Genomic DNA, 20,264 nt, shown 5'->3' on the forward strand with positions numbered 1-20,264 from the left:
TATGTCAACACTACACTTCCGTCTCTTCTAAGACCACCGTAGAATCAGCAAGTTTAGTAATTTTTTCAATTTTTAACCGAGCTTCTTTTAGTTTTTTCTCACAATGATTCTTAAGTAAAATACCTCTTTCAAAGCTATTAACTGCCGTCTCTAGACTCTCTTGTCCGTTATCTATTTTTTTAACAATTTCCTCAAGCTCTTTTAAAGCTTCTTCAAAGCTAATATTTTCTTCTAAAGTTTTAGTATTAGTCATTTATTTTTATTTTTTAATGGTTATCTGTAGTAGTTTTGTCTTCAGTTGTTTGTGGTATAAGTAATTTTTTTAGCTCACTACTATCAAAAGTTTTCTTAGGAGCAAAAATACTCCCTTGCATTTTTATATTAAGATGTGCCAAACTATCTTTATCGGAACTCGTATTTGAGGTATTTAACTTAACAAGCCTTGCCGGTACATAAAATGATAAAATACTCGATGCATCCATATCAAAATTATATATATTAACTGCAAAAGAGGCCGCACCACTACTATATTGTGTTGCAAATTTTACTTTCTTTAAAAGGGCAATACCTTTTTGTAGTTCAATATCACCGCTTATGCCTCTAATATTTTCTTGTCCTGTGGTTATAGCACTATTTATATCTTTATCTAAATTTTGTACCTTATAATCAGCTGTATTAATTTTTTCTATAAAAGAATCAATTGCAAAATTATTAACATCTATATTGTTTATAGCAAACTGTGATTTTGTAGTAAGGTTATATAGCTGGCTTTGAAGAGTGTTACCGTTAGTCCCTAAACTACCGCTTATACTTACTTTTTCGCTACTTGCAGTAAATATTTTCATAAGAGCCGAAACTTTGTTTAAATCTATTGTATTTAAAGCATATACGAAATTTATAGAATAAGGTTCTAATAAAATATTGCCGCTACCTCGAAGCTTACCGCCTAATAATTCTGCTTCAATATTATTAAATTGTAATAGATTATTATTATTTGCTACATAAAATTTAACATTTTTCAATATTAAATCATTTTGTGATAATGTTGATAATGTCCCGTAAAATTGCAATGTAGTTTTATCTAGACTATAATCATTTATTAATTTATTTCTTAAATTAAGCATTCCTGCCGGTGATAATAAATCAGTAGTAAGATTACCGTCCTTAATTTCTATGGTCAAAGACGGTAATACACTCGATGCATCCAAGTTCCAGCTAGTTGATAAATAGCTGTTAGCAGTTTTAAAATCTAAATTACTAATTTTTATATTAGCCGGTACAATTTTAGCAAGCAAATTCATTTTGTCAAATATATGATCGTTATATTTAACGCTATCTATTAAAATATCTAAATTAGCTAAATATCCTATTGTTCTAATAGGAATAAATTTGCTTGGATAATCTAAAGTTTTCATATCTTTAGTTAAATTTTTTGTAAATTCGATAAGCGGCGAAATTATTGGATACGTTCTACTGCTTAAGTCAAGCGAAGATATATTAAGCGTAGCATCTAAACGAGGTGTTTGAGCAATAAATTTACTAGAAAAATTTCCTGATAAATTTAAATTATCTGTTTTGAGTAATAAATTTTTAAAAAATAAATCTATTAAAGTGAGTTTTAAATCCGATGACAAGATAAAAGGAATAGCTTCTTTAATAGTAACGTCGTTAAATCCTAAAATATTCAGTAACGAATTTATATCGTTGTGCTTTAAATATAGCTGTCCATCGAACATACTTCTAACTGCATTCTGTGTTACATTACCTGTAAGCTTAAATTCCCCACCTGACTTAATATTACCTGAAAATTCATTTATCTTTAAAGTACCCTTTGATAAGTTAGAAGAAAAAACTATTTTTTCTAGTGTTTCATTATTACTTAAAATTATTTCGTTAATTGCCACATCTGCTTTAAGTAATTTATCGGCAAAAATAAATCTAATATTTGAAGAAGAAGTATTAAATGTTACCCCTGCATTTGGAGAAATTAACGAACTTAAATCTATTTTAGAAAAATTTAGTTTCACATTAGTAGTAATATTATCATTTTTAGCAATGTTAACAAATCCATTACCGGTAATAAAAGACGATGCTATTACTATGTCTTTTAGCTCTATTTCATCTTCATTATTTGAAATATTAAATTTAACGTTTACTGCCTCATTTTGATTAAATTTATTAAAAAGATGGTTTAAATCCGGTAATATATTATACATTACCGATGCTAAATTTTTAATCTGATATTCACCGCTACCGCTAGTAAGCTTAGAATCTTTGTAAATTTGCAATAACTTAAAACCATAATCATTATTATCAATATTAAGACTAAAATCTACTGTATCGTCACGTTTATTAATTGAACCTGAAATTTTACCTATATAGTTACTTGTAGTTTTAAATATGTAATTAGACGATAAAGCATTTTCTTTTTTAAATATATAATTATTAAAATTTAAAATAGAATAATCTTGTTTATTAATAATACTTAGATTAGTAACATTTAGATTTATATTTTGTAATTTATATTTAAAGAAATTCTTTATTAACTCTTCATGATTATAAATATTTAATACATTAGAATTTGAATAAAATTTAGCATCTAATATATCTATTTTATTAATTTTAGGATTAAATTTTATAAGCGACCATAATGAAAAATGAATTTTAATCTGCTCTAAATCTAACTTTCCTTCTTCTCTTATCGTCTCAATAACTAAATAGGGCAAAGGAAATTTATTCATCTTTATTTTTCTGATATTTTCTTTCGCAATTCCTAAATGACTGGTAAAATTATTAGTAACCGAATTATAGTTAACAAACGATAATGTACCAAAAATTATAAATAATAATAATGAGAAACAAATTATGATGCCGGCAGCTATTTTTTTTATCATGTCTATAAAAAAGTTTTTAAATATATTATTATATATAATTACCAAAATTTAAAGGCAAATTAATGAATTCTTTAGAAAATTTAATTTTAGTCGGTGTAATAAAATCATGTCACGGAATTAAAGGTCATGTAATTTTAAAATCTTTTACCGACCCTGCTACAAAAATACTTGAAAGAAATTTAGTAAATGAGTCAGGAGAAAATATACATATTAAGCTAATTAGCCAAAATGCCAAAGGAGAATTAATTTGTACATTTAATGATATAGCTACTCGAAATGAAGCTGAAAATTTAAAAGGTTATAAAATATTTTGCTTAAGAGCAAGTTTACCGGAGCTAGAAGAAGATGAATTTTATATAGCGGATTTAAATCATTTACCGATATTAGACCAAGATCATAAAGAAATAGGCAAAATTAAAAATATTCTTAACTTTGGTGCCAGTGACATAATTGAAATAGAATTTTCAGATCAAACAACCGAATTATTACCTTTCAATAAAGAATTTTTTCCTGTTATAACTAAAGATTATGTGATTTTAAATTATCAAAGAGAAGCTTGAATAATTTACCGTAGTTTTTAAATCTCCTATTTTTGGAGTTGTTTTTGTAATTCTTCAATTTCTTTTTTTGTAAAACCGGTAAATTCAATAATTTCGTCTAAAGGCTTATTTTTCCTTAACATTTTTTTGCCATCTCTGCTAATTTCATTTCACCTATATACATATAGCTTAAGCAGGTAAGGTAGTTACTTTTTGTAATATGTGATAAGCAGCATCAAAAAAATATGTAAAGTTACTAGTATCTTTTCTAATTTGATGTTTAATTTTAAACCAATAATGTTCTATAGGATTAAGGTCAGGACTGTAAGTAGGAAGGAATAAAATACTTGCCCCTACCGATTCAATTAATTCTTTTACCTTAGAGTTTTTATGAAAACTAAAGAACCCTCAGCTATAAGCTGAGGGGTTATAAAGTGGAATCGATTAGAAATCGATCATCATTCACAGGTTCACCTTCCTGTTCATCAATATAGTGCTGTATCATTTCATCAGTTATATTACCTGAACTGACCGCCATATAGCCCCTAGCCCACAAATGATTGCCCCAAAATTGTTTTCTTAAATGAGCAAATTCTTGCAATAAAATTCTTGAGCTACTACCTTTTAAATACTGTACTAACTTGCTAAGAGATATTTGTGATTTATATGAGATAAACATATGCACATGATCACATGATATTTTCCCTGAAATTATATATACTTCATGTTCCATACAAATCTGCCTTAGTAAATCTCTAGCCCTTTCCGCTACTTTGCCTATCAATACTCTCTTCCTATATTTTGGTATCCATATAAGATGTACTTTTAAATCATACTGACTATGACTATTCTTTCTATAACTTCTCATGTTTCTTGATATAAATTCATTGCTAAAGCAATTTCATTATATCTTCCCTTCGCCTGAAGGCGAGGGATTTCTTATCCCCGAAGGGGGACATTAATATTATCCATTACTACGACTTGTCCTGCCCTTAATTCTTTAATGAGTATATCCTTGACATACGTCTCAAAAATAGCTTTATTACAATTGCCTTCAAATATTAGAGGTGCTACAATATTGCTATTAAATAGGCCAGCAATCATACTAATTCTGTGTTTGTGCTGATAAACTTTTTCACCATAACATCTTTCTCCTTTTGGGCTCCAGCCATGTTCTCGACACGCATTATCTTCTATTCCTGATTCATCCAAAAACACTAGTTTATCTTTGTCTATGGTGGTTATCTTTTCTATAAACTCATTTCTTAATTTATGATTTCTTTTGGGATGAAGAAAAGTTTTTTTATAGCTGTAACCAACTTTTCTAATCATGTTTATTATAGTTCTTGCTGACACTTTACTAGGATACAAGATGGCTAGCTCTCGACTGCTTTTATCTTTATTAGATTCCAAAAATTTTTTAAATCCTTCCATATCTGTTATTTTATGACTATGCCCTTTTTGATAGCCAGTTTTTAATTGAACATCTCCTGTTTCTTTCTTTAATTTCTTCCAATCATATATTACTTTACGGCTGATATTAAATACTTGACTTGCTTCTATTATTCTTTTCCCTGACTCAATATATTGAATCACTCCCTTTCTTAAATCATATGAATATGGACTTGGCATAACTATTTTCTAATTACTTTACCATATCCTTTTATTAATATCACTATCTTAATTGCCTATGCTATACCTTCTTGTCTACCTTCTTGCAGCCAATGTTCCACTATACTTCCCATAATTTGTTCTCCTTCTTCAGGGTTCAAATGTGATTTAAACGCGAGTTTCATATTAAGATGCCTAAATTATGGTTAATGAATATGCTATAATGCTTATCCTTTCAAGCTTTGTAAGAGGTGTGACAAGTTTTACAATTTAATAGTTATAGTCAAAAAAGACAATTTACTAAAAATTTATGCAGTTTTAAGTACATTTTATAACAAAAACAATATTACTAATATCCTCGTAACCCAGTTACTATCAGCTATTCAGTTCCTCTATTAATACGAAACTCGCGTGATTTAAGTATTTTTTCTATTTCTATTATATCATTTTGACTAATTTTGGTCAAAGTATAGCATAAAATTAATTCTATATAATTAATACCAATATTAACTAATTCTATGTCATTCCCGCTTTCGCGGGAATGACATAGAATGCTTAAGCTTTTTAGACATAAATATTATTGATGTATGATACTATAAATACACTAGATGCTCTTGATGTGTGATATATCATTATACTCCTAACAACAGATGATGAGACTGCGGTTGCCATTTGCATATCAGCGGCGGAGGTGCCAACAAGCATGGTAGTAGCAGCAACTATAGTATCGTTCCAGTTAGATAAGCCAGTGCTGCTTGGACCTATGCTGGAGAACTCATGACCCGGGGAAGAAGTAAGACCGCTTAACGCCTCACCCATTCCGCCCGCAAGTGCCGCTATGTAAGGGTTACCTGTTTGCTCGGCAATTGCCATATTGCGTACATTAACGCTGAATTTACATTTCCAAAACCGGTTCCGTTCATTATTCCGGTTGTAACACCGGCTGCTAGCATATTCTTACCGAGCGATCTTAAACTTTCCTTAGTCGTTGCAGACTTAAGTCCCTTGCTTACATTACTGCCGCTATTGATCGTATTTACCGCTAAGTTAGATGCAAAACCACTGATCCCCGTTGCTATCGCACTGCTTACTGCTCCGGCTCCAATAGTGCTACCTGCACCAGTTGTTGCTGCCGTAACTGCTGTTGTTATCAGCACCTGCCCTTGCGTCGTTAACTGACGCACTTTCTTCTCCCAGTTATCGCCTTATATCTCATTTATATTTACATTCTGCCCGCCCTGTCTTGCCTCAAGCATACTCAGCCATGCAGGCTTCTTACCAGCTTCAATCTCGACATTAATAGAACCTTGAGAATTAATTACCACTTCTTCTGATATACTTGATACTTTTACTGGTTTACTTTTTCTTAATCAGCTTTAAATGATTATTTTTCTATCGTCTTCCAATTGGGGTATTTAGAATATTTTGCTATCCAACCATCTTCACTATATAATTCTCCGCATAAACCATCGCTAATTTCAGCTAAGGAGTATTGATTATGATCTTCGTCATACATAATTAATGCCATTTCATCTTCATACTCTTGTAGCATAAATAAAGTATAGTGGAGGCATCTATCCAAGATTTCTTGTACAATTATTTCTATGATTTCTTTACTTTCATTTGATATCTCATTAACTTTTTGAGCTAAAATTTTATTTGCTTTAGTTGTATTATTTAAAATGCCAAGCATTTGTGCTAGCACACCATCACGTACAAAATCTATATATACACTTCCAAATTTATCTAATAGTTTTTGTTTTTTACTCATATTTTTACCTTTTATTAGTTTTTATTTTTATTATACCAAGGAATATTAGTAGGTGCCAATACCTTATCTTTCCTTAACTGTTGTAAAGCTTTAGCTACAATATCTCGCGCTTGTTGCTCTGTTGCTCCACCCGCTTTTAAAGCTTCAACTGCTATACGTGTATGCTCTTGTAAAGTGTTTGGTCTACCGCTTTTATATAGCTCTCCAAATAATTTTCTTTGTGCAGCAGTTATTTTATAATGATCTATCTCATTTCTTAGCATAAACTCTTCACTAATAGCAAAGCCTTTTTTAGGATCATAATTAATATTACCTTCAAAAGCTTTTTTAGCATATGGATAATATCCTCCTACTTTACCATATGGTCCCATAATATAGTAATATAATTATTTTAATCTTTAATTGAGTAAATTATATGAATTTGACAATTAATCCTTAAATACTATAATCAATATATATATAAATAGAAGGTTAAGCTCTATGCCTAAAACTTTAAAATACTCACTTATTATATTTATAAGTATAATATTGTTATTAATTGTTATTCCTTTCTTTATTCCTTTAAATAATTATAAAGGAGTAATAATAGACAAAGTCAAAGAGGCTACAAATAGAGATTTAACTATTAACGGCGATATAAAATTATCTTTATTACCAAATCCGGCAGTATCACTATCAGAAATTAAATTATCATCCATAGACGGCACAAAAGAACCTCATCTAGTTTCCGTTGAAAGTGCTAAAGCGTCATTAAGGCTTTTTCCTCTTTTTAGAGGAGCAATTGAAGTAGCTTCTATAGAACTGCAAAAACCAACTATAAATCTAGAAATCTTGAATAACGGACAAAAAAATTGGCAATTCGTTACATCTAATAATAACCCTAAAGAAAATAACGTTAGTTCTACAGAATCTACTAATGCTAATAGTGAATTAGAACTTCCTATTTTGATTAGTCATTTTAAAATTATAGACGGCAAAGTAATATATATAGAAAAAAATAGTGAGAAAATATTTAACGATATTAATTTAGATACTAAAATTAAAAGCCTTAAAGGTCCTATAGACTTTACTTTAGCTTTAAAGGCTTTAGAACAGTAGATTAATATAGAGGGGAATATTGAAGAAATCGGAAAAATAATTCCGTTAAGTGCCAATATTAATCTTGCTGGTGAAAAAATTAAAATCGAAGGAAAGTTTGATAGTGAAAATAATTCTTTTATAGGTAACGCAAATATTAAAGGCAATACTAAAACTTTAGGTATGCCTGCTGACTTACAAAATGACTATGAGCTAACTACGGCAATTACTGCCGATAGTAAAAATATAGCTATCAAAGATGCTAGACTTAATTATCCAAATATAGAATTACTAGCAAATGCAAATTATGATATAGAACGTAATAACCTAAAATCAAATATTATTATCAATCCTGGTAACATTATAACCGAGATTAACTCTAATTTAGATAAGACAAATATTATGCTACAAGCTGATAGTTTAAAACCTATACTTGATGCTCTAAAACTAAAGACTGATAAATTACCTCCTATTATTAACCAAAAACTGAATGCTACTTCTAATGTAATTTATAACTCCCAAGCAATAAAGCTGCAAAATATTAATTTATCGGCGGCAAATAGTAATCTAATAGGAGATATTGAGCTTAAAAATTTAGCACAAGATATAACTATTTCTCACAATCTAAAAATTAATAATTTTGAGTCGTTTATGTCTCTTATGGGAGTAAGTAATTTAAGTAAGATTGGGGTGCTGCAGTTAAACGGGGAAGTACAAAAAATTAAAGATACTTTCCATATTAATAATAAAATATCCGCTTTTAATACTAATATATCTATTAAAGGAGATATTAATTTAGCCGCTCAGAAGCCAAATTTTAACCTTAACTTATATAGCCCGTTAGTTAATTTAGAGAAAATTACTTCAAGCAATAACTCTACTGCTAATCCAAGTAAAACTAGTACCCCTACTACTCAAAATACACCTACAGCTAAAAATAATTCTCCTTGGTCAAACAATCCTATTAACTTAGGATTTTTAAATGAAATTGAAGGGCAACTATCCGCAAATATTGATAAATTAACTAACGGCTCATTAATCATAAATAATTTAAAAGCAAAATTAAATATCACCGGCGGCATGCTGAATATTACTTCAGTTAATGCAAGCATTTACGGTGGCGAACTAAGTAGCACCGGTTATGTGAGTTCAGGAAAAGATCAAAATGCTTCAATCAAAATCGATTTAAAAAATGCCTATCTCAAAAATTTAACTCCACAATCCGGTAAAATAAAAATTACCGATGGACGACTAAGCTTTAAAGAGGATCTTACTTCTCACGGTAATAGCGTTTATACATATGTTAATAATCTAAATGGACAATTTAACGTAAATAGTGATAACGGGAAAATAAGCGGATTTGATTTAAACCGAATTGCAGATACGGTAAATAATGTTAAAAATACCGAAGGAGTATTGCGACTTATTAACAGCTCCTTTAGAGGCGGATCCACATCTTTCAAAAAATTAATTGGCAGCGGAAATATAGCGAATGGCAAGCTTAATTTAAATGAATGTAGTTTAGATGCTTCACCTGCCAAAGCAAATGCAAGCGGTCAAATTAACTTACCACAATATATGATGGATATTAGTGCAAGCGTTACTATTGGGGATTTACCACCTATAGCCGTTAAATTATACGGATTCATAAATAATCCGCAGCATAAATTAGACGTTCAAGCCCTTCAAACATATTTAGTTAAAAACGTATTTAATAGCGTTATTAAAGACTTAAAAAGCGGAGAGAAGAAACCTGAAAATATTATTAAAGATGCTTTAGGTCTTAGAAAGAAAAAAGATATAAATGCAGAGGAACAAAGCAGCCCTCCGCAGGAAAACCAACAAGCAGATCCTGTAAACAAACTGCTACAAAAAGGATTAAAGAAACTGTTTTGATGTGACCGTCACGGGTGTTGTGCGACTTATTATTCCTCTCTGTGTCATCCCGTGATTTATTCACGGGATCCAGCAAAACATATAGTATAGTAACAATGTTGAAGTTATTTTTTCTAGACTTAGTTAGCAAGCAAACTAGATGACAGTGAAAAACTCGTAAATACCCACGTTTTGATACAGTTATTCCTGTGCCAAACCTAATGGATACACATCCTTTGTTTCCTCAATATCTAATACCAAATTAGGTATGTTTTTAGGGGAATCTTGAATTGCTTCAGTAATTTTTGCTTCTTCTTCATCATAATTTGCTTTTTTAATAAAATAATAAGGTCTTCATATAATGATTTTTTATTCTTGTTTTATTATAAGTTTCAATAAAATTTGAAAGTTCTTCAGGATCAGTTTCAACGAATTTTCGTAAATTGTCTTTTTCCTCTTGATATTGATATCTGTTATGAAGAGCAAGACATTTTTTAAACAGCTCCGCAATTTCATCTTTAGTCATAATCTATCCTCTATTAATCTACTATAATATAAAAAAACTAACTTGGTAAAGCTAATATTTACCCATATTGTTTTTTCCATTCTATTTTCATCTTTTTATATTTCTTATTATCTTCTGCCTCTTACCATTTTTTGAAAAATATATAGGCACTTTTCACTTTTTTTGGATCCCCCTCCTCTTTCTAATTTCTTATAATCATTTTCTTTGTCATATTTTTCCCCATCTTTATAATTAGCATAACGTCTACTTTTAGTAAAACCCATCTGCAAATATTTACGAGCCATATCAGCTCCAACAAAATCATTATCCTCTAAGTATTTTAAAAATATTTCATATATTTTTTCACTACTTTCTTTAGCAATTTTAGGAGTTTTAAACTTCCAATAAGGCAAAATTTCATTTTTATATGGTTGACAAATTAATACTCCTTGCTCACCTTTACCTACTCTATAACTTTCCAGGCATTTACGATAATCAATATCATTTTTCCATTTATAATTTTTATTATCAAAATTTAGATAGCTTGGTTTTTCCATAACTTATGATATATTTGTAATTAACGCGAGTTTCGTATTAAGATGCCTAAATTATGGTTAATGAATATGCTATAATCCTTATCCTTTCAAGGTTTGTAAGAGGTGTGACAAGTTTACAATTTAATAGTTATAGTCAAAAAAGACAATTTACTAAAAATTTATGCAGTTTTAAGTACATTTTATAACAAAAACAATATTACTAATATCCTCGTAACCCAGTTACTATCAGCTATTCAGTTCCTCTATTAATACGAAACTCGCGTTAAGGTAAAAGAATTAATTGAATCGGTAGGGGCAAGTATTTTATTCCTTCCTACTTACAGTCCTGACCTTAATCCTATAGAACATTATTGGTTTAAAATTAAACATCAAATTAGAAAAGATACTAGTAACTTTACATATTTTTTTGATGCTGTTTATCACGTATTACAAAAAGTAACTACCTTACCTGCTTAAGCTATACCAGCAAAGTTTTCGTATTTTGTACTATTTTTTTAATCATACGATTTTAAATTAAAGTTTATTTAAAATACTTACTTAGCTTCACAAACTTCAGATTTATTTACTTACATCGAAATTGTAGTTATAAATTATTAACTAACGCGAGTTTTGAATTAATATAGCATAGGATTTAGCATATCAAGAGAGATGTAATAGAAGGTTTATTATCAGACATTTGATAATTTATCAGTGCTGCAACCATATGCACAAAGGCATTTGTAACTGATCTATGCCTTGAATGCTCAAACTTCCCCAATAGTTTAATTTTACTAAACACAGATTCTATTAATGCTTTTTTAAGCAATAATATTTTATCCAACATAGACATAAGTTTATTTTTCATATTTTTCTTTACCCTAGTTACCATAAAAATTCCTTGCTCTAAAAGTTGTAGAAATAATTGTTGCGAAATATAACCACGATCTCCGAATACTTTACCAAAAAGATTTTTGATTATCAGTTCCAGCTGTTTTCTATCATCCTTATTGCCAGGGCTAAAAGATGCTTTAACTATACCACCGGCTCTATTAATTATTAGATGTAGTTTAAGTCCATAGAACCAACCTTTTGTTGTCTTACTGCTTGCTGCTATGCCGGCGAACACTTTATTCATTGAAATACGGTATCTCTTACATACCTCTATATTACTTGAATCTACAAAAGAGAGTCCGTCACACTGATCCAAAATAGAATTGAATATTAGTACTAATAGTGGTAAATGTGGACCTATTATTTTTATAAATTGACTATAGCTTACTAATTGAAAATCTCTTTGATGATGAATTCATATTTGCTTCAGATAATAATTCTTAAAACAATCATAAGATGACTGCCAGTAGCCTATTATAATTGTTATTACCTCACTTCTGTTCAGTCGACTTTTAGGACCAGATTTGTTGTTATGGTTAGTAATTGAATTTGTATGCTTGTCTAATTCTTGAAAAAAATCATCGACGTAACAAAATATTTCTGTAAAATCCATTATCATAGGTTATTGCTCTTAAAGTTTTTTCAATAACCTATAAACTTTTTTCTAATACTATAAATACCATATTTTAATTAGCAATTTGTATTTTGTACTCACTTTATAACAAAAACAGTATTATCAAGATCCCCGTAACCCAGTTACTATCAGCTATTCAGCGACTTTTTGAATACGAAACTCGCGTTAAATATGTTAATCCTAAACTGCTTAATTTTAATCCTGAAGGCTAAATAAGGATTAGATTTAGTTTGATACCGGCAAGGATAAGCGAGATATTAGAGCCAAAAATGAGTCCGATTATTGAGAGAATAAAAGCAGTGAATATTTTTATTGAAGCAGGTTACGAAGTTCATCTAAACTTTTCTCCTATTATTGCTTATGAAGGCTGGCTCACCGAATATGCAAAGTTATTTGAAGATTTAGATCAATACATAAATAACCAATATAAACCGTTTATAAAAGCGGAATGCATATTTTTAACACATAACGACAAGCAGCATGAAAGAAATATTGCCTCAAATAGATTAGAGAGTGAAGCTTTAATTTGGCAACCAAACATACAGGAAAATAAAGTAAGTGAATACGGAAGCAAGGCTGTACGTTATAAAGCCGGTATTAAGAGTAATTTAATCCAACGATGGAATGTATTGCATAACAGATTGATCCCATGGAATCAAATCCAATATATCTTCTAACTCTTCCTACTTATCAAAATTACGAAACAAAAGCATAAAATTTGAAAATTACAGTTATAAATAAAAAATCACTTGCATGAAAATAAACTTATGATATGTTTCTTCACGTTGGGTTTCAATTTTATCTCCCATAAAAGTAACCCAACACTATTATCTCTCAACTGATAGGGGATATAGTGTTAGTTGAGTACAAAAGTAAAAATATAAAAAACAAGTAAAATATCGAATAGGCAAAAAATCGTTTAGCTTGTTTGTTATCAGGGGTGTCATAGAATAAAGAACCGGAATAATATAGAAATACTAACCCAAGAATACCGGAAATTATTAAATATATAAAATTATTCATTCCGATAAAAAAAGGCATTAGCGAAACAATAAATAAAAGAATACTGTAAATTAGAATTTGTTTTTTAGTATATAAATTCCCTTTTACTGCAGGCATCATCGGTACTTTACAGTTTTTATAATCTTCGTTACAGAATAAAGCAAGAGCCCATGAATGCGGCGGTGTCCAAATAAAAATAATCAAAAATAATATAATCGACTCTAGAGATATAGTATTGCTTACCGCTGCATAACCTATCACAGGAGGTAATGCTCCCGATACTCCGCCAATAACAATATTTTGTATAGAACGACGCTTTAACCAAATAGTATAAATACAGATATAATAAAAAATAGTGAATAGCAGTAAAAAGGATGCAAGTAGATTAACACATAAAGCCATAAAAAATACTGCAAAAAATCCCGTTATCAAACCAAAAGATAAAGCTTCATCAGGTTCTACAGCACCTCTGACTATAGGTCTTTTTTGAGTGCGTTTCATTAAGCTATCGATATCTCTATCGTACCACATATTAATTGCCCCTGCACTACCTGCACCAAGAGCTATGCAAACAACTGCAATACCGGCAATAAAAGGATGCACGGAATAAGGAGCAAGCCACATACCTACAAAACCCGTAAAAATCACAAGCGACATCACACGTGGTTTCATTAATAATATATAGTCTTTAACTGTACTCTGAGAGTAATTTATTTTACCTAAATTTATTGATTTTATCAAAGAACTCATACGATTTTTTTATTTAAGTATAAAAAGTTTTAGGTTAAAAATCAATGATTGACTTTGATGTAAGAAATGTATATATTTTTTTACAAAGCTAGATTCAAAAAGCTTTAGACAAGATGAATTGACGACTGAGCCTGCGGAGCGTACAAAAAGTACGTGAGCAAAGGCAAATGTCAGAAAATTCGCTTGTATCAAGCTTTTTGAATGACGCTGTAATTCAAATAAAAGTTAAGGATATTATCAGTGACAAAAATTGTTCGTTCTAAATATAAGGCTAGTAGAAGACTTGGGGTAAGTCTATGGGGTGATAGCAAGGATGCTTTCAATACACGAAATTATCGTCCCGGGCAGCATGGGCAGAATACCATGATTAAAACTTCAGATTATGGTTTACATTTAAAAGCTAAGCAAAGATTAAAATGCCACTACGGTCGTGTCACTGAAAAACAATTTAGGAATATTTTTGTACTTGCTCAAAAAATGAAAGGTAATACCGGTGAAAACTTCATTGGGTTACTTGAAAGCAGACTTGATACTGTTGTTTATAGAATGAACATAGCTCCAACTATTTTTGCTGCAAGACAGTTAGTTTCACACGGACATATTAAATTAAACGGTAAGAAAGCCGATATAGCAAGCATACGACTAAAGGAAGGTGATGTTATAGAAGTTAAAGAATCCGTAAAACAAATATCGCTTATCCAAGAATCCGTTTCAAAACAAGGTCAAACAACACCGGGCTATTTATCATTTGATGTACCTTCATTAACCGGTAAATATTTAAGAGTTCCTGCTCTTTCTGATGTTCCATATCCTTTTGAAGCAGAAGTTCATTTAGTAATCGAGTTATATTCTCGTTAATACATAATACTGTCTTTACAAATTAAGCCCACTAAGAATGTTCGTAATGTCATTCCCGCGAAAGCGGGAATCCAGTTAAAAATACTAACATTATTAGTATTTTTAGTTGTTTTTATGGATACCATGGTCAAGCCACGATATGACACTGAGTGCTTTTTTCGATACACGCAACAACGCCCGCTCGCAATGACTATATCTATTTTTAATAAACAATGCCCCATATATACCTTTGATACTTCAAAAGTTGGAAGTCAAATAAGCGGTGAGCCTGCACAGCGTACAATAGTATGTGAGCACAGGCGAATCCCGAAATTTGACGTACCAAATCTTGAAGTATCAAAGGTATATAATAATTGTTTCTACTTGCGTATTCTTTTTAAGAACATATAATGCCATAATTTTTAATAAAAATTATGATGTAATAAATGCACCAAGTGGCGGTCAAAAGAAAAAAATTGGAATCATTAAAGCTATAATTTCAAACCCTAAAATATTAATTTTAGACGAGGTGTTTGCCAATCTTGATAAAACATCTATAGAAAATGTACAACAAGCTTTAAAAGAATTTTTACCGGAAACTTTAATGCTTGTAGTACATCATAACGGTAAATTCATGACTATAATAATTTTTATGACCAGTATATAAATCTTGAAGATTTGTATGCCGGAATAGAATTATTAGGAGAATAGTCATTCTATTCAACCCTATCCCTATATATTTCGAGTAAATGAAGAGTAATCTAGTTTTTTATATATGTTTTTTCTTCCTTCCCGCCGTTGCTGGAAGGCATTGTTGCGTAGAGCGTTTTTTCCGTTATTGCGAGGAAATTACGTAAGTAATTGACGAAACAATCCAGTAAAATTCTGATTTATAGAATTTTTTTTGTTATTTTTTTTGGATTGCCACGCTCCTTGCAGTCGTTCGCAATGACGATTAGGCGTCTACGCAACAATGCCACACGGGAATGACATAAACCACACTACTAACTAATAGCGATTATAATAAAATCTTAATGTCCCCCTTCGGGGATAAGAAATCCCTCGCCTTCAGGCGAAGGGAAGATATAATGAAATTGCTTTAGCAATGAATTTATATCAAGAAACATGAGAAGTTATAGAAAGAATAGTCATAGTCAGTATGATTTAAAAGTACATCTTATATGGATACCAAAATATAGGAAGAGAGTATTGATAGGCAAAGTAGCGGAAAGGGCTAGAGATTTACTAAGGCAGATTTGTATGGAACATGAAGTATATATAATTTCAGGGAAAATATCATGTGATCACGTGCATATGTTTATCTCATATAAATCACAAATATCTCTTAGCAAGTTAGTACAGTATTTAAAAGGTAGTAGCTCAAGAATTTTATTGCAAGAATTTGCTCATTTAAGAAAACAATTTTGGGGCAATCATTTGTGGGCTAGGGGCTATATGGCGGTCAGTTCAGGTAATATAACTGATGAAATGATACAGCACTATATTGATGAACAGGAAGGTGAACCTGTGAATGATGATCGATTTCTAATCGATTCCACTTTATAACCCCTCAGCTTATAGCTGAGGGTTCTTTAGTTATGGAAGTTTTTTAAGATTTCTTTATAGACTTCAAGGTTTTTTCTTAGCATCAGATCAAAAGAGAAATTATTAATTACCGTATGTCTTGCCGCTTCTTGGATTTTCTTAGCAGTATCAGTACCTAAAATTGAGAAACAATAATCGATTTTCTGTGCTAACGCTTCGGCATTATTTGGTTCTACGTGGAAACCGGTTATATTATTATTTATCGTTTCTACTGCACCGCCGATATTAGTTGCAATAACAAGCTTCTCCATCGCCTGCCCTTCTATAATAGTACGACCGAAAGCTTCAGGCTCGATTGAGGCAGAAACGATAATATTGGAAATCCCATATAGGTTTATTATATCCGAATCATTACCGAAAATTTGAATTTTATTTTGAAGTTTTAGAGTAGCTATAAGCTCTTTTACTCTATTAGTAAAATTGGGATGTCTAGATATATCACCGACCATTAAACAATAAAAATCTCTATGTTTTAACTTACTTAATGCTTCTACTAAAACAAGATGCCCTTTCCAGCTTGTCATTCTAGAAGGCATTAATATTATCGGCACGTTGCTCGGTGCATCATATTTATCACGACATTTTTTAAGTTTTTCGGGTGTTAAATTTGCCGGATTAAAATAATCACAATTTACTCCACGTTCAATTACTACTATTTTATCTTCATCAATTTTATAGTTTTCAAGCAAATGTTGTTTTACAAAATTAGATACGGCAATAACTTTCTCGCCTTTTAGCATTATGCTATTATAATATTTTTTAAAACTATTCGGAATATTATAAACCCCATGAAAAGTAGTCAGAAATTTAGCATTAGTCCATTTTGTTGCTAGATATGAACTCCATGCCGGTGCCCTTGATCTTGTATGAACTATATCAACATTATATTTTTTGATTATTTCTGCTATCAATTTTGCATTATTCAGAATTACAAAAGGATTTTTACTGCTACTATTCATTTTAATATGTAATATATCTTCCTTATCTAACTCTTTAACTAAAGTACCGCCTGCTGAAATTATGATAGGAGTATGACCGAGAATTTTAAGATATTTTGCAACTTCTATAGTACCTCTTTCAACCCCTCCCGAAACTAGAGCAGGAACTACTTGCAAAATAGTATATTTATTGTATCGTTTACTTGACTTTAATGAAGGCATTAAATCTCAATCTATTAAAATAATTATTTAAAATGCACAAGCTTTATAATAAAACACAAGACAAATTTATTGTCTATGATAATTATAGAATAATTAATACAAATATTCCATCTGTAATTTTTTTACACGGCTTGATGTCTAGTATGAAATCAACTAAGGCTATCTATTTAATAGATTATTGTAAAAAAAACAATTATAATTTTATTGTTTTTGATAATTTCGGTCATGGAAACGCATCAGGACAATTTGAGGATCAAACAATTAGTGATTGGTTAGAAGGAGTATCACTAATTTTAGATAAATTAATTGATAAAGAGGCGATATTAGTAGGTTCGAGCATGGGAGGATGGCTAGCACTTCTTGCGGCTTTAAGATTTCCTGATAAAATAAAAGGGCTTGTGTGTGTAGCCCCTGCTCCAGATTTTACTGAAAATATTTGGCAAAATATATCTCTAAATGATCAAAATAAGATGCAAAAAGAAGGAATACTAGAAGTAAGCGGTAAAAATTGTGAGCATAAATATCCTATAAGCTATAAACTGATAGAAGATGCAAAAAAACATTTATTATTGACAAAGAAACAGATTGATATAAATACACCGCTACATATAATCCATGGGATGTTAGATGAAGACGTGCCTTATAATGTTTCAGTAAAATTATTAGAAAAAATAACGAGTAAACAAATAGTAATGAAGCTAATTAAAGACGGTCACCATAATTTGTCTAGAGAAGAAGATTTAAAGGTAATGACAAATTCCTTAGAAGAAGTAATTAGCCTCTCTAATATTAAATAAATAATAAATATGTATAGCAAAATAAATAAAGTTCACAATTTTAAAGAAGTTATAGAAGCGGTAAAACAAGCCGATAATACTAACTTGGTGCTTTTTGATGTAGATGAAGTAATTGTAATGGATAGTGATGAATCTAGGTTAACACATGATTATAGAAAAGAATTAATGAAGAGCATTGAAAAAAGACTTACTAGAAAAGAATGTGAATCATTACTTAGCATCGTTCTTAAAGATAGAAAAGCTAGATTTGTTAATCAAGATATATTAACAATATTTGCTCTACTTAAAGAAAAAAATATACCAGCAATGGGTCTTACTAAACTTCCTACCGGTAAATTCGGCGTAATTGAAGATATGATCGAATGGAGAATTCGTGAACTCACTGAATTAAAGGTAATTTTTCAAGAATTTTCACCTTTAGAAGATGAGATAATAATAGAAGATTTTAATGCCGGCTGCGGTGAACCTACATTAAAAGACGGCATAATTTACACCGCAGAATATGATAAAGGAAGCGTACTTGAATATGTATTACGCAAAACAAATTATTATCCGCAATCAATAATATTTATTGATAATATAGAAGAAAATTTATTATCATTACAAGAAACTTGTAAGAAACTTAAAATTAACTATCAAGGATTTGAATTTATGGGTTCTGCTATCGTTCCTGAACCTGATCTTGATGAACAATTAGAAAAAATCAGATTTGAAATTCTAGAAAAAGAATATAAATGGTTAACAGATGAGGAGCTTAAAAAGCACACTTTGTCATACCGTGGCTTGTCCACGGWATCCAGCTAAAAATGTTACAACAACATACGCTTTTAGTTACCTTCCCTAGATGCCGTGGACAAACTACTAGAATAACACTTATTCACCTTAGAGTATAATATTATGCCTGCAAAACTTATTGTTCCTTTTACCTTACTTATCTCACTTTCTACTATGGCAAGTAAAAAGGAAGAAGGAAAAATTACAGGAGTAAAAGCAACTAAAGTACAAATTGCCAAGCTTTACGACATATTTAATATTGTAGGGCAATGCCAGAATGATAATAGCCGTGATTATTATGCTAATGCCACCAGAGTAGTTGCATCAAGGAGAAATAGTAAAAAAGGGGATATATTGTGGTTATAGATAAAAACATAGCAGAAACTACTAAATCTAGAGCAGCAGCTTTATTAAATACAAAACAAGAAGATTATAATAGAAAAGAAGCTTTATTTGCTAAAAAATTTGTAAGCAACGAGGAATATAAAAGGTCAAAAAGCGAACTTGAAGATACAAAATTTAATTATTCCAAAGCTCTAAAACATACAACGACATGATAATTACTGCACCCTACTCCGGTAAAATAGGTTTAATTAAGTCTATGGTTGGCGATGAAGTAAAAATAGGCGATTATCTTTTTAGCATTACCGGAACAGAAAACTCACAAAGTATTTTTATTGAATTGCCGGAGTCTTTAAGCGGAAAAGTTGGAGTCGATACTGAAGTTTTAATTGTAGGAAAAATTAAAAGCACAATCGGAGCAGTATCGCATTACTTATCAGATAACGGTACTTTAACAGCTAAAATTATTTTACCTATGGGTGCAAGAATCCTGCATAATAACCTCAATTCTGGATTAGATAATTTTTAGATATAGCTGGTTTGTTAGATTTCATACAGTAAGCAACAAGAGTAGATAAGATATGGACGAAGGCATTCCAAATTGATCTATGTCTTGTATGTTCAGTTCAAAACCCCTTTAGTACACTAAAAACTGTTTCAATAA

Annotated in this window: 20 protein-coding genes and 8 pseudogenes; 11 read left to right on the plus strand and 17 right to left on the minus strand. The window is 30.5% G+C overall.

The genetic code is table 11. From position 1 onward, the window contains the following. Window positions 1–10 precede the first annotated feature (10 nt). Both REIS_RS04235 and REIS_RS04240 read right to left on the minus strand, forming a co-directional pair. Window positions 11–253, minus strand: a complete 243-nt coding sequence (locus REIS_RS04235) for an exodeoxyribonuclease VII small subunit (protein ID WP_008580037.1) — start codon at window positions 251–253, stop codon at window positions 11–13. Between the two features lie 13 nt (window positions 254–266). Then, on the minus strand, window positions 267–2,894 hold the full coding sequence (locus REIS_RS04240; RefSeq protein ID WP_037213688.1) for an AsmA-like C-terminal region-containing protein: 2,628 nt from the start codon (window positions 2,892–2,894) through the stop codon (window positions 267–269). 62 nt (window positions 2,895–2,956) lie between these two features. On the opposite strand from REIS_RS04240, the gene rimM reads away from it, so the two are divergent. Beyond that, on the plus strand, window positions 2,957–3,454 hold the full coding sequence (gene rimM, locus REIS_RS04245; RefSeq protein WP_008580039.1) for a ribosome maturation factor RimM: 498 nt from the start codon (window positions 2,957–2,959) through the stop codon (window positions 3,452–3,454). A 26-nt stretch (window positions 3,455–3,480) separates the two neighbouring features. On the opposite strand, the pseudogene REIS_RS17150 reads toward rimM, so the two are convergent. The 9 genes and pseudogenes from REIS_RS17150 to REIS_RS04280 all read right to left on the minus strand — a co-directional run. After that, a pseudogene (locus REIS_RS17150) lies at window positions 3,481–3,582 on the minus strand (transposase); the annotation flags it as partial. 40 nt (window positions 3,583–3,622) lie between these two features. Next, window positions 3,623–3,832, minus strand: a pseudogene (locus REIS_RS12460) (transposase); the annotation flags it as partial. Window positions 3,833–3,860: 28 nt separating this feature from the next. Then, entirely contained in the window at window positions 3,861–4,301 is a 441-nt protein-coding gene (gene tnpA / locus REIS_RS04255) for an IS200/IS605 family transposase (protein WP_008579210.1), read from the minus strand. Window positions 4,302–4,372: 71 nt separating this feature from the next. After that, window positions 4,373–5,065 carry an IS630 family transposase gene (locus REIS_RS12465; RefSeq protein ID WP_008580041.1) on the minus strand — a complete coding sequence of 231 codons (693 nt, stop codon included), beginning with the start codon at window positions 5,063–5,065 and terminating at the stop codon, window positions 4,373–4,375. Window positions 5,066–5,453: 388 nt separating this feature from the next. Continuing rightward, window positions 5,454–5,555: pseudogene (locus REIS_RS15595) on the minus strand (transposase); the annotation flags it as partial. Between the two features lie 53 nt (window positions 5,556–5,608). Continuing rightward, window positions 5,609–5,863, minus strand: a complete 255-nt coding sequence (locus REIS_RS15600) for a hypothetical protein (RefSeq protein ID WP_241760921.1) — start codon at window positions 5,861–5,863, stop codon at window positions 5,609–5,611. Between the two features lie 17 nt (window positions 5,864–5,880). Continuing rightward, window positions 5,881–6,228, minus strand: coding sequence for a DUF637 domain-containing protein (locus REIS_RS15605; protein ID WP_037213678.1), 348 nt, complete (start codon window positions 6,226–6,228; stop codon window positions 5,881–5,883). 200 nt (window positions 6,229–6,428) lie between these two features. Next, complete coding sequence (locus REIS_RS04275; RefSeq protein ID WP_008580044.1) at window positions 6,429–6,815, minus strand: hypothetical protein; 387 nt, start codon at window positions 6,813–6,815, stop codon at window positions 6,429–6,431. A gap of 14 nt (window positions 6,816–6,829) precedes the next feature. Further along, a complete protein-coding gene (locus REIS_RS04280; RefSeq protein WP_008580045.1) occupies window positions 6,830–7,186 on the minus strand; it encodes a hypothetical protein in 357 nt (118 codons plus the stop codon). Between the two features lie 109 nt (window positions 7,187–7,295). On the opposite strand from REIS_RS04280, the pseudogene REIS_RS04285 reads away from it, so the two are divergent. After that, window positions 7,296–9,788 (plus strand): annotated as a pseudogene (locus tag REIS_RS04285) (AsmA family protein). Window positions 9,789–9,945: 157 nt separating this feature from the next. Here REIS_RS04285 and REIS_RS17160 read toward each other — a convergent pair. From REIS_RS17160 to REIS_RS04295, 3 genes and pseudogenes are all read right to left on the minus strand, one after another. After that, window positions 9,946–10,147 (minus strand): annotated as a pseudogene (locus REIS_RS17160) (hypothetical protein); the annotation flags it as partial. After that, the gene (locus REIS_RS15610; RefSeq protein ID WP_008580046.1) at window positions 10,102–10,293 is read right to left on the minus strand and encodes a hypothetical protein; all 192 of its coding nucleotides are present in this window, start codon (window positions 10,291–10,293) and stop codon (window positions 10,102–10,104) included. The pseudogene REIS_RS17160 and the gene REIS_RS15610, both read right to left, overlap by 46 nt. Before the next feature lie 107 nt (window positions 10,294–10,400). After that, window positions 10,401–10,829: a DUF4385 family protein gene (locus REIS_RS04295; RefSeq protein ID WP_008580047.1), complete on the minus strand. Its 429-nt coding sequence runs from the start codon at window positions 10,827–10,829 to the stop codon at window positions 10,401–10,403. A 267-nt stretch (window positions 10,830–11,096) separates the two neighbouring features. Between REIS_RS04295 and REIS_RS12480 the strand changes: the two are divergent. Further along, window positions 11,097–11,285, plus strand: a pseudogene (locus tag REIS_RS12480) (transposase); the annotation flags it as partial. Between the two features lie 175 nt (window positions 11,286–11,460). Here the strand turns inward: REIS_RS12480 and REIS_RS11070 are convergent. Continuing rightward, window positions 11,461–12,114 carry an IS982 family transposase gene (locus REIS_RS11070; protein WP_083787737.1) on the minus strand — a complete coding sequence of 218 codons (654 nt, stop codon included), beginning with the start codon at window positions 12,112–12,114 and terminating at the stop codon, window positions 11,461–11,463. Window positions 12,115–12,551: 437 nt separating this feature from the next. Here REIS_RS11070 and REIS_RS04305 point away from each other — a divergent pair, with 437 nt between their 5' ends. Continuing rightward, window positions 12,552–13,010 carry a spore photoproduct lyase family protein gene (locus tag REIS_RS04305; protein ID WP_371256163.1) on the plus strand — a complete coding sequence of 153 codons (459 nt, stop codon included), beginning with the start codon at window positions 12,552–12,554 and terminating at the stop codon, window positions 13,008–13,010. A 157-nt stretch (window positions 13,011–13,167) separates the two neighbouring features. Here REIS_RS04305 and cyoE read toward each other — a convergent pair whose 3' ends face one another. Continuing rightward, complete coding sequence (gene cyoE, locus REIS_RS04310) at window positions 13,168–14,085, minus strand: heme o synthase (RefSeq protein WP_008580050.1); 918 nt, start codon at window positions 14,083–14,085, stop codon at window positions 13,168–13,170. Between the two features lie 240 nt (window positions 14,086–14,325). Here cyoE and rpsD point away from each other — a divergent pair, with 240 nt between their 5' ends. The 4 genes and pseudogenes from rpsD (at window position 14,326) to tnpA (REIS_RS04325) (ending at window position 16,488) form a co-directional block, all read left to right on the plus strand. Next, the gene (gene rpsD / locus REIS_RS04315; protein WP_008580051.1) at window positions 14,326–14,943 is read left to right on the plus strand and encodes a 30S ribosomal protein S4; all 618 of its coding nucleotides are present in this window, start codon (window positions 14,326–14,328) and stop codon (window positions 14,941–14,943) included. A 222-nt stretch (window positions 14,944–15,165) separates the two neighbouring features. After that, window positions 15,166–15,291: pseudogene (locus REIS_RS15615) on the plus strand (palindromic element RPE5 domain-containing protein); the annotation flags it as partial. Next, on the plus strand, window positions 15,272–15,589 hold the full coding sequence (locus tag REIS_RS15620) for an ATP-binding cassette domain-containing protein (RefSeq protein ID WP_008580052.1): 318 nt from the start codon (window positions 15,272–15,274) through the stop codon (window positions 15,587–15,589). The pseudogene REIS_RS15615 and the gene REIS_RS15620, both read left to right, overlap by 20 nt. A gap of 458 nt (window positions 15,590–16,047) precedes the next feature. Beyond that, window positions 16,048–16,488, plus strand: a complete 441-nt coding sequence (gene tnpA, locus REIS_RS04325) for an IS200/IS605 family transposase (protein ID WP_008579210.1) — start codon at window positions 16,048–16,050, stop codon at window positions 16,486–16,488. 26 nt (window positions 16,489–16,514) lie between these two features. Here the strand turns inward: tnpA (REIS_RS04325) and REIS_RS04330 are convergent, their stop codons facing one another. Continuing rightward, window positions 16,515–17,687 (minus strand): glycosyltransferase family 4 protein, encoded by a 1,173-nt coding sequence (locus tag REIS_RS04330; RefSeq protein WP_008580053.1) that lies wholly within the window; start codon window positions 17,685–17,687, stop codon window positions 16,515–16,517. A 32-nt stretch (window positions 17,688–17,719) separates the two neighbouring features. On the opposite strand from REIS_RS04330, the gene REIS_RS04335 reads away from it, so the two are divergent. The 3 genes and pseudogenes from REIS_RS04335 to REIS_RS04345 all read left to right on the plus strand — a co-directional run. Next, window positions 17,720–18,484 carry an alpha/beta hydrolase gene (locus tag REIS_RS04335; RefSeq protein WP_008580054.1) on the plus strand — a complete coding sequence of 255 codons (765 nt, stop codon included), beginning with the start codon at window positions 17,720–17,722 and terminating at the stop codon, window positions 18,482–18,484. Window positions 18,485–18,493: 9 nt separating this feature from the next. Continuing rightward, window positions 18,494–19,288 carry a DUF2608 domain-containing protein gene (locus REIS_RS04340; protein WP_008580055.1) on the plus strand — a complete coding sequence of 265 codons (795 nt, stop codon included), beginning with the start codon at window positions 18,494–18,496 and terminating at the stop codon, window positions 19,286–19,288. Window positions 19,289–19,378: 90 nt separating this feature from the next. Further along, a pseudogene (locus REIS_RS04345) lies at window positions 19,379–20,102 on the plus strand (efflux RND transporter periplasmic adaptor subunit); the annotation flags it as partial. Window positions 20,103–20,264: the final 162 nt, after the last annotated feature.

The organism is Rickettsia endosymbiont of Ixodes scapularis (genome assembly GCF_000160735.1).
GTDB classification, from domain to species: Bacteria; Pseudomonadota; Alphaproteobacteria; order Rickettsiales; family Rickettsiaceae; genus Rickettsia; species Rickettsia tamurae.

Bases quoted from the DNA above. Each gene is read 5' to 3' on its own strand.
- REIS_RS04235 (WP_008580037.1), bottom strand. From the start codon at position 253: ATGACTAATACTAAAACTTTAGAAGAAAATATTAGCTTTGAAGAAGCT.
- REIS_RS04240 (WP_037213688.1), bottom strand. From the start codon at position 2,894: ATGATAAAAAAAATAGCTGCCGGCATCATAATTTGTTTCTCATTATTA.
- rimM (WP_008580039.1), top strand. From the start codon at position 2,957: ATGAATTCTTTAGAAAATTTAATTTTAGTCGGTGTAATAAAATCATGT.
- tnpA (WP_008579210.1), bottom strand. From the start codon at position 4,301: ATGAGAAGTTATAGAAAGAATAGTCATAGTCAGTATGATTTAAAAGTA.
- REIS_RS12465 (WP_008580041.1), bottom strand. From the start codon at position 5,065: ATGCCAAGTCCATATTCATATGATTTAAGAAAGGGAGTGATTCAATAT.
- REIS_RS15600 (WP_241760921.1), bottom strand. From the start codon at position 5,863: ATGGGTGAGGCGTTAAGCGGTCTTACTTCTTCCCCGGGTCATGAGTTC.
- REIS_RS04275 (WP_008580044.1), bottom strand. From the start codon at position 6,815: ATGAGTAAAAAACAAAAACTATTAGATAAATTTGGAAGTGTATATATA.
- REIS_RS04280 (WP_008580045.1), bottom strand. From the start codon at position 7,186: ATGGGACCATATGGTAAAGTAGGAGGATATTATCCATATGCTAAAAAA.
- REIS_RS15610 (WP_008580046.1), bottom strand. From the start codon at position 10,293: ATGACTAAAGATGAAATTGCGGAGCTGTTTAAAAAATGTCTTGCTCTT.
- REIS_RS04295 (WP_008580047.1), bottom strand. From the start codon at position 10,829: ATGGAAAAACCAAGCTATCTAAATTTTGATAATAAAAATTATAAATGG.
- cyoE (WP_008580050.1), bottom strand. From the start codon at position 14,085: ATGAGTTCTTTGATAAAATCAATAAATTTAGGTAAAATAAATTACTCT.
- tnpA (WP_008579210.1), top strand. From the start codon at position 16,048: ATGAGAAGTTATAGAAAGAATAGTCATAGTCAGTATGATTTAAAAGTA.
- REIS_RS04330 (WP_008580053.1), bottom strand. From the start codon at position 17,687: ATGCCTTCATTAAAGTCAAGTAAACGATACAATAAATATACTATTTTG.
- REIS_RS04335 (WP_008580054.1), top strand. From the start codon at position 17,720: ATGCACAAGCTTTATAATAAAACACAAGACAAATTTATTGTCTATGAT.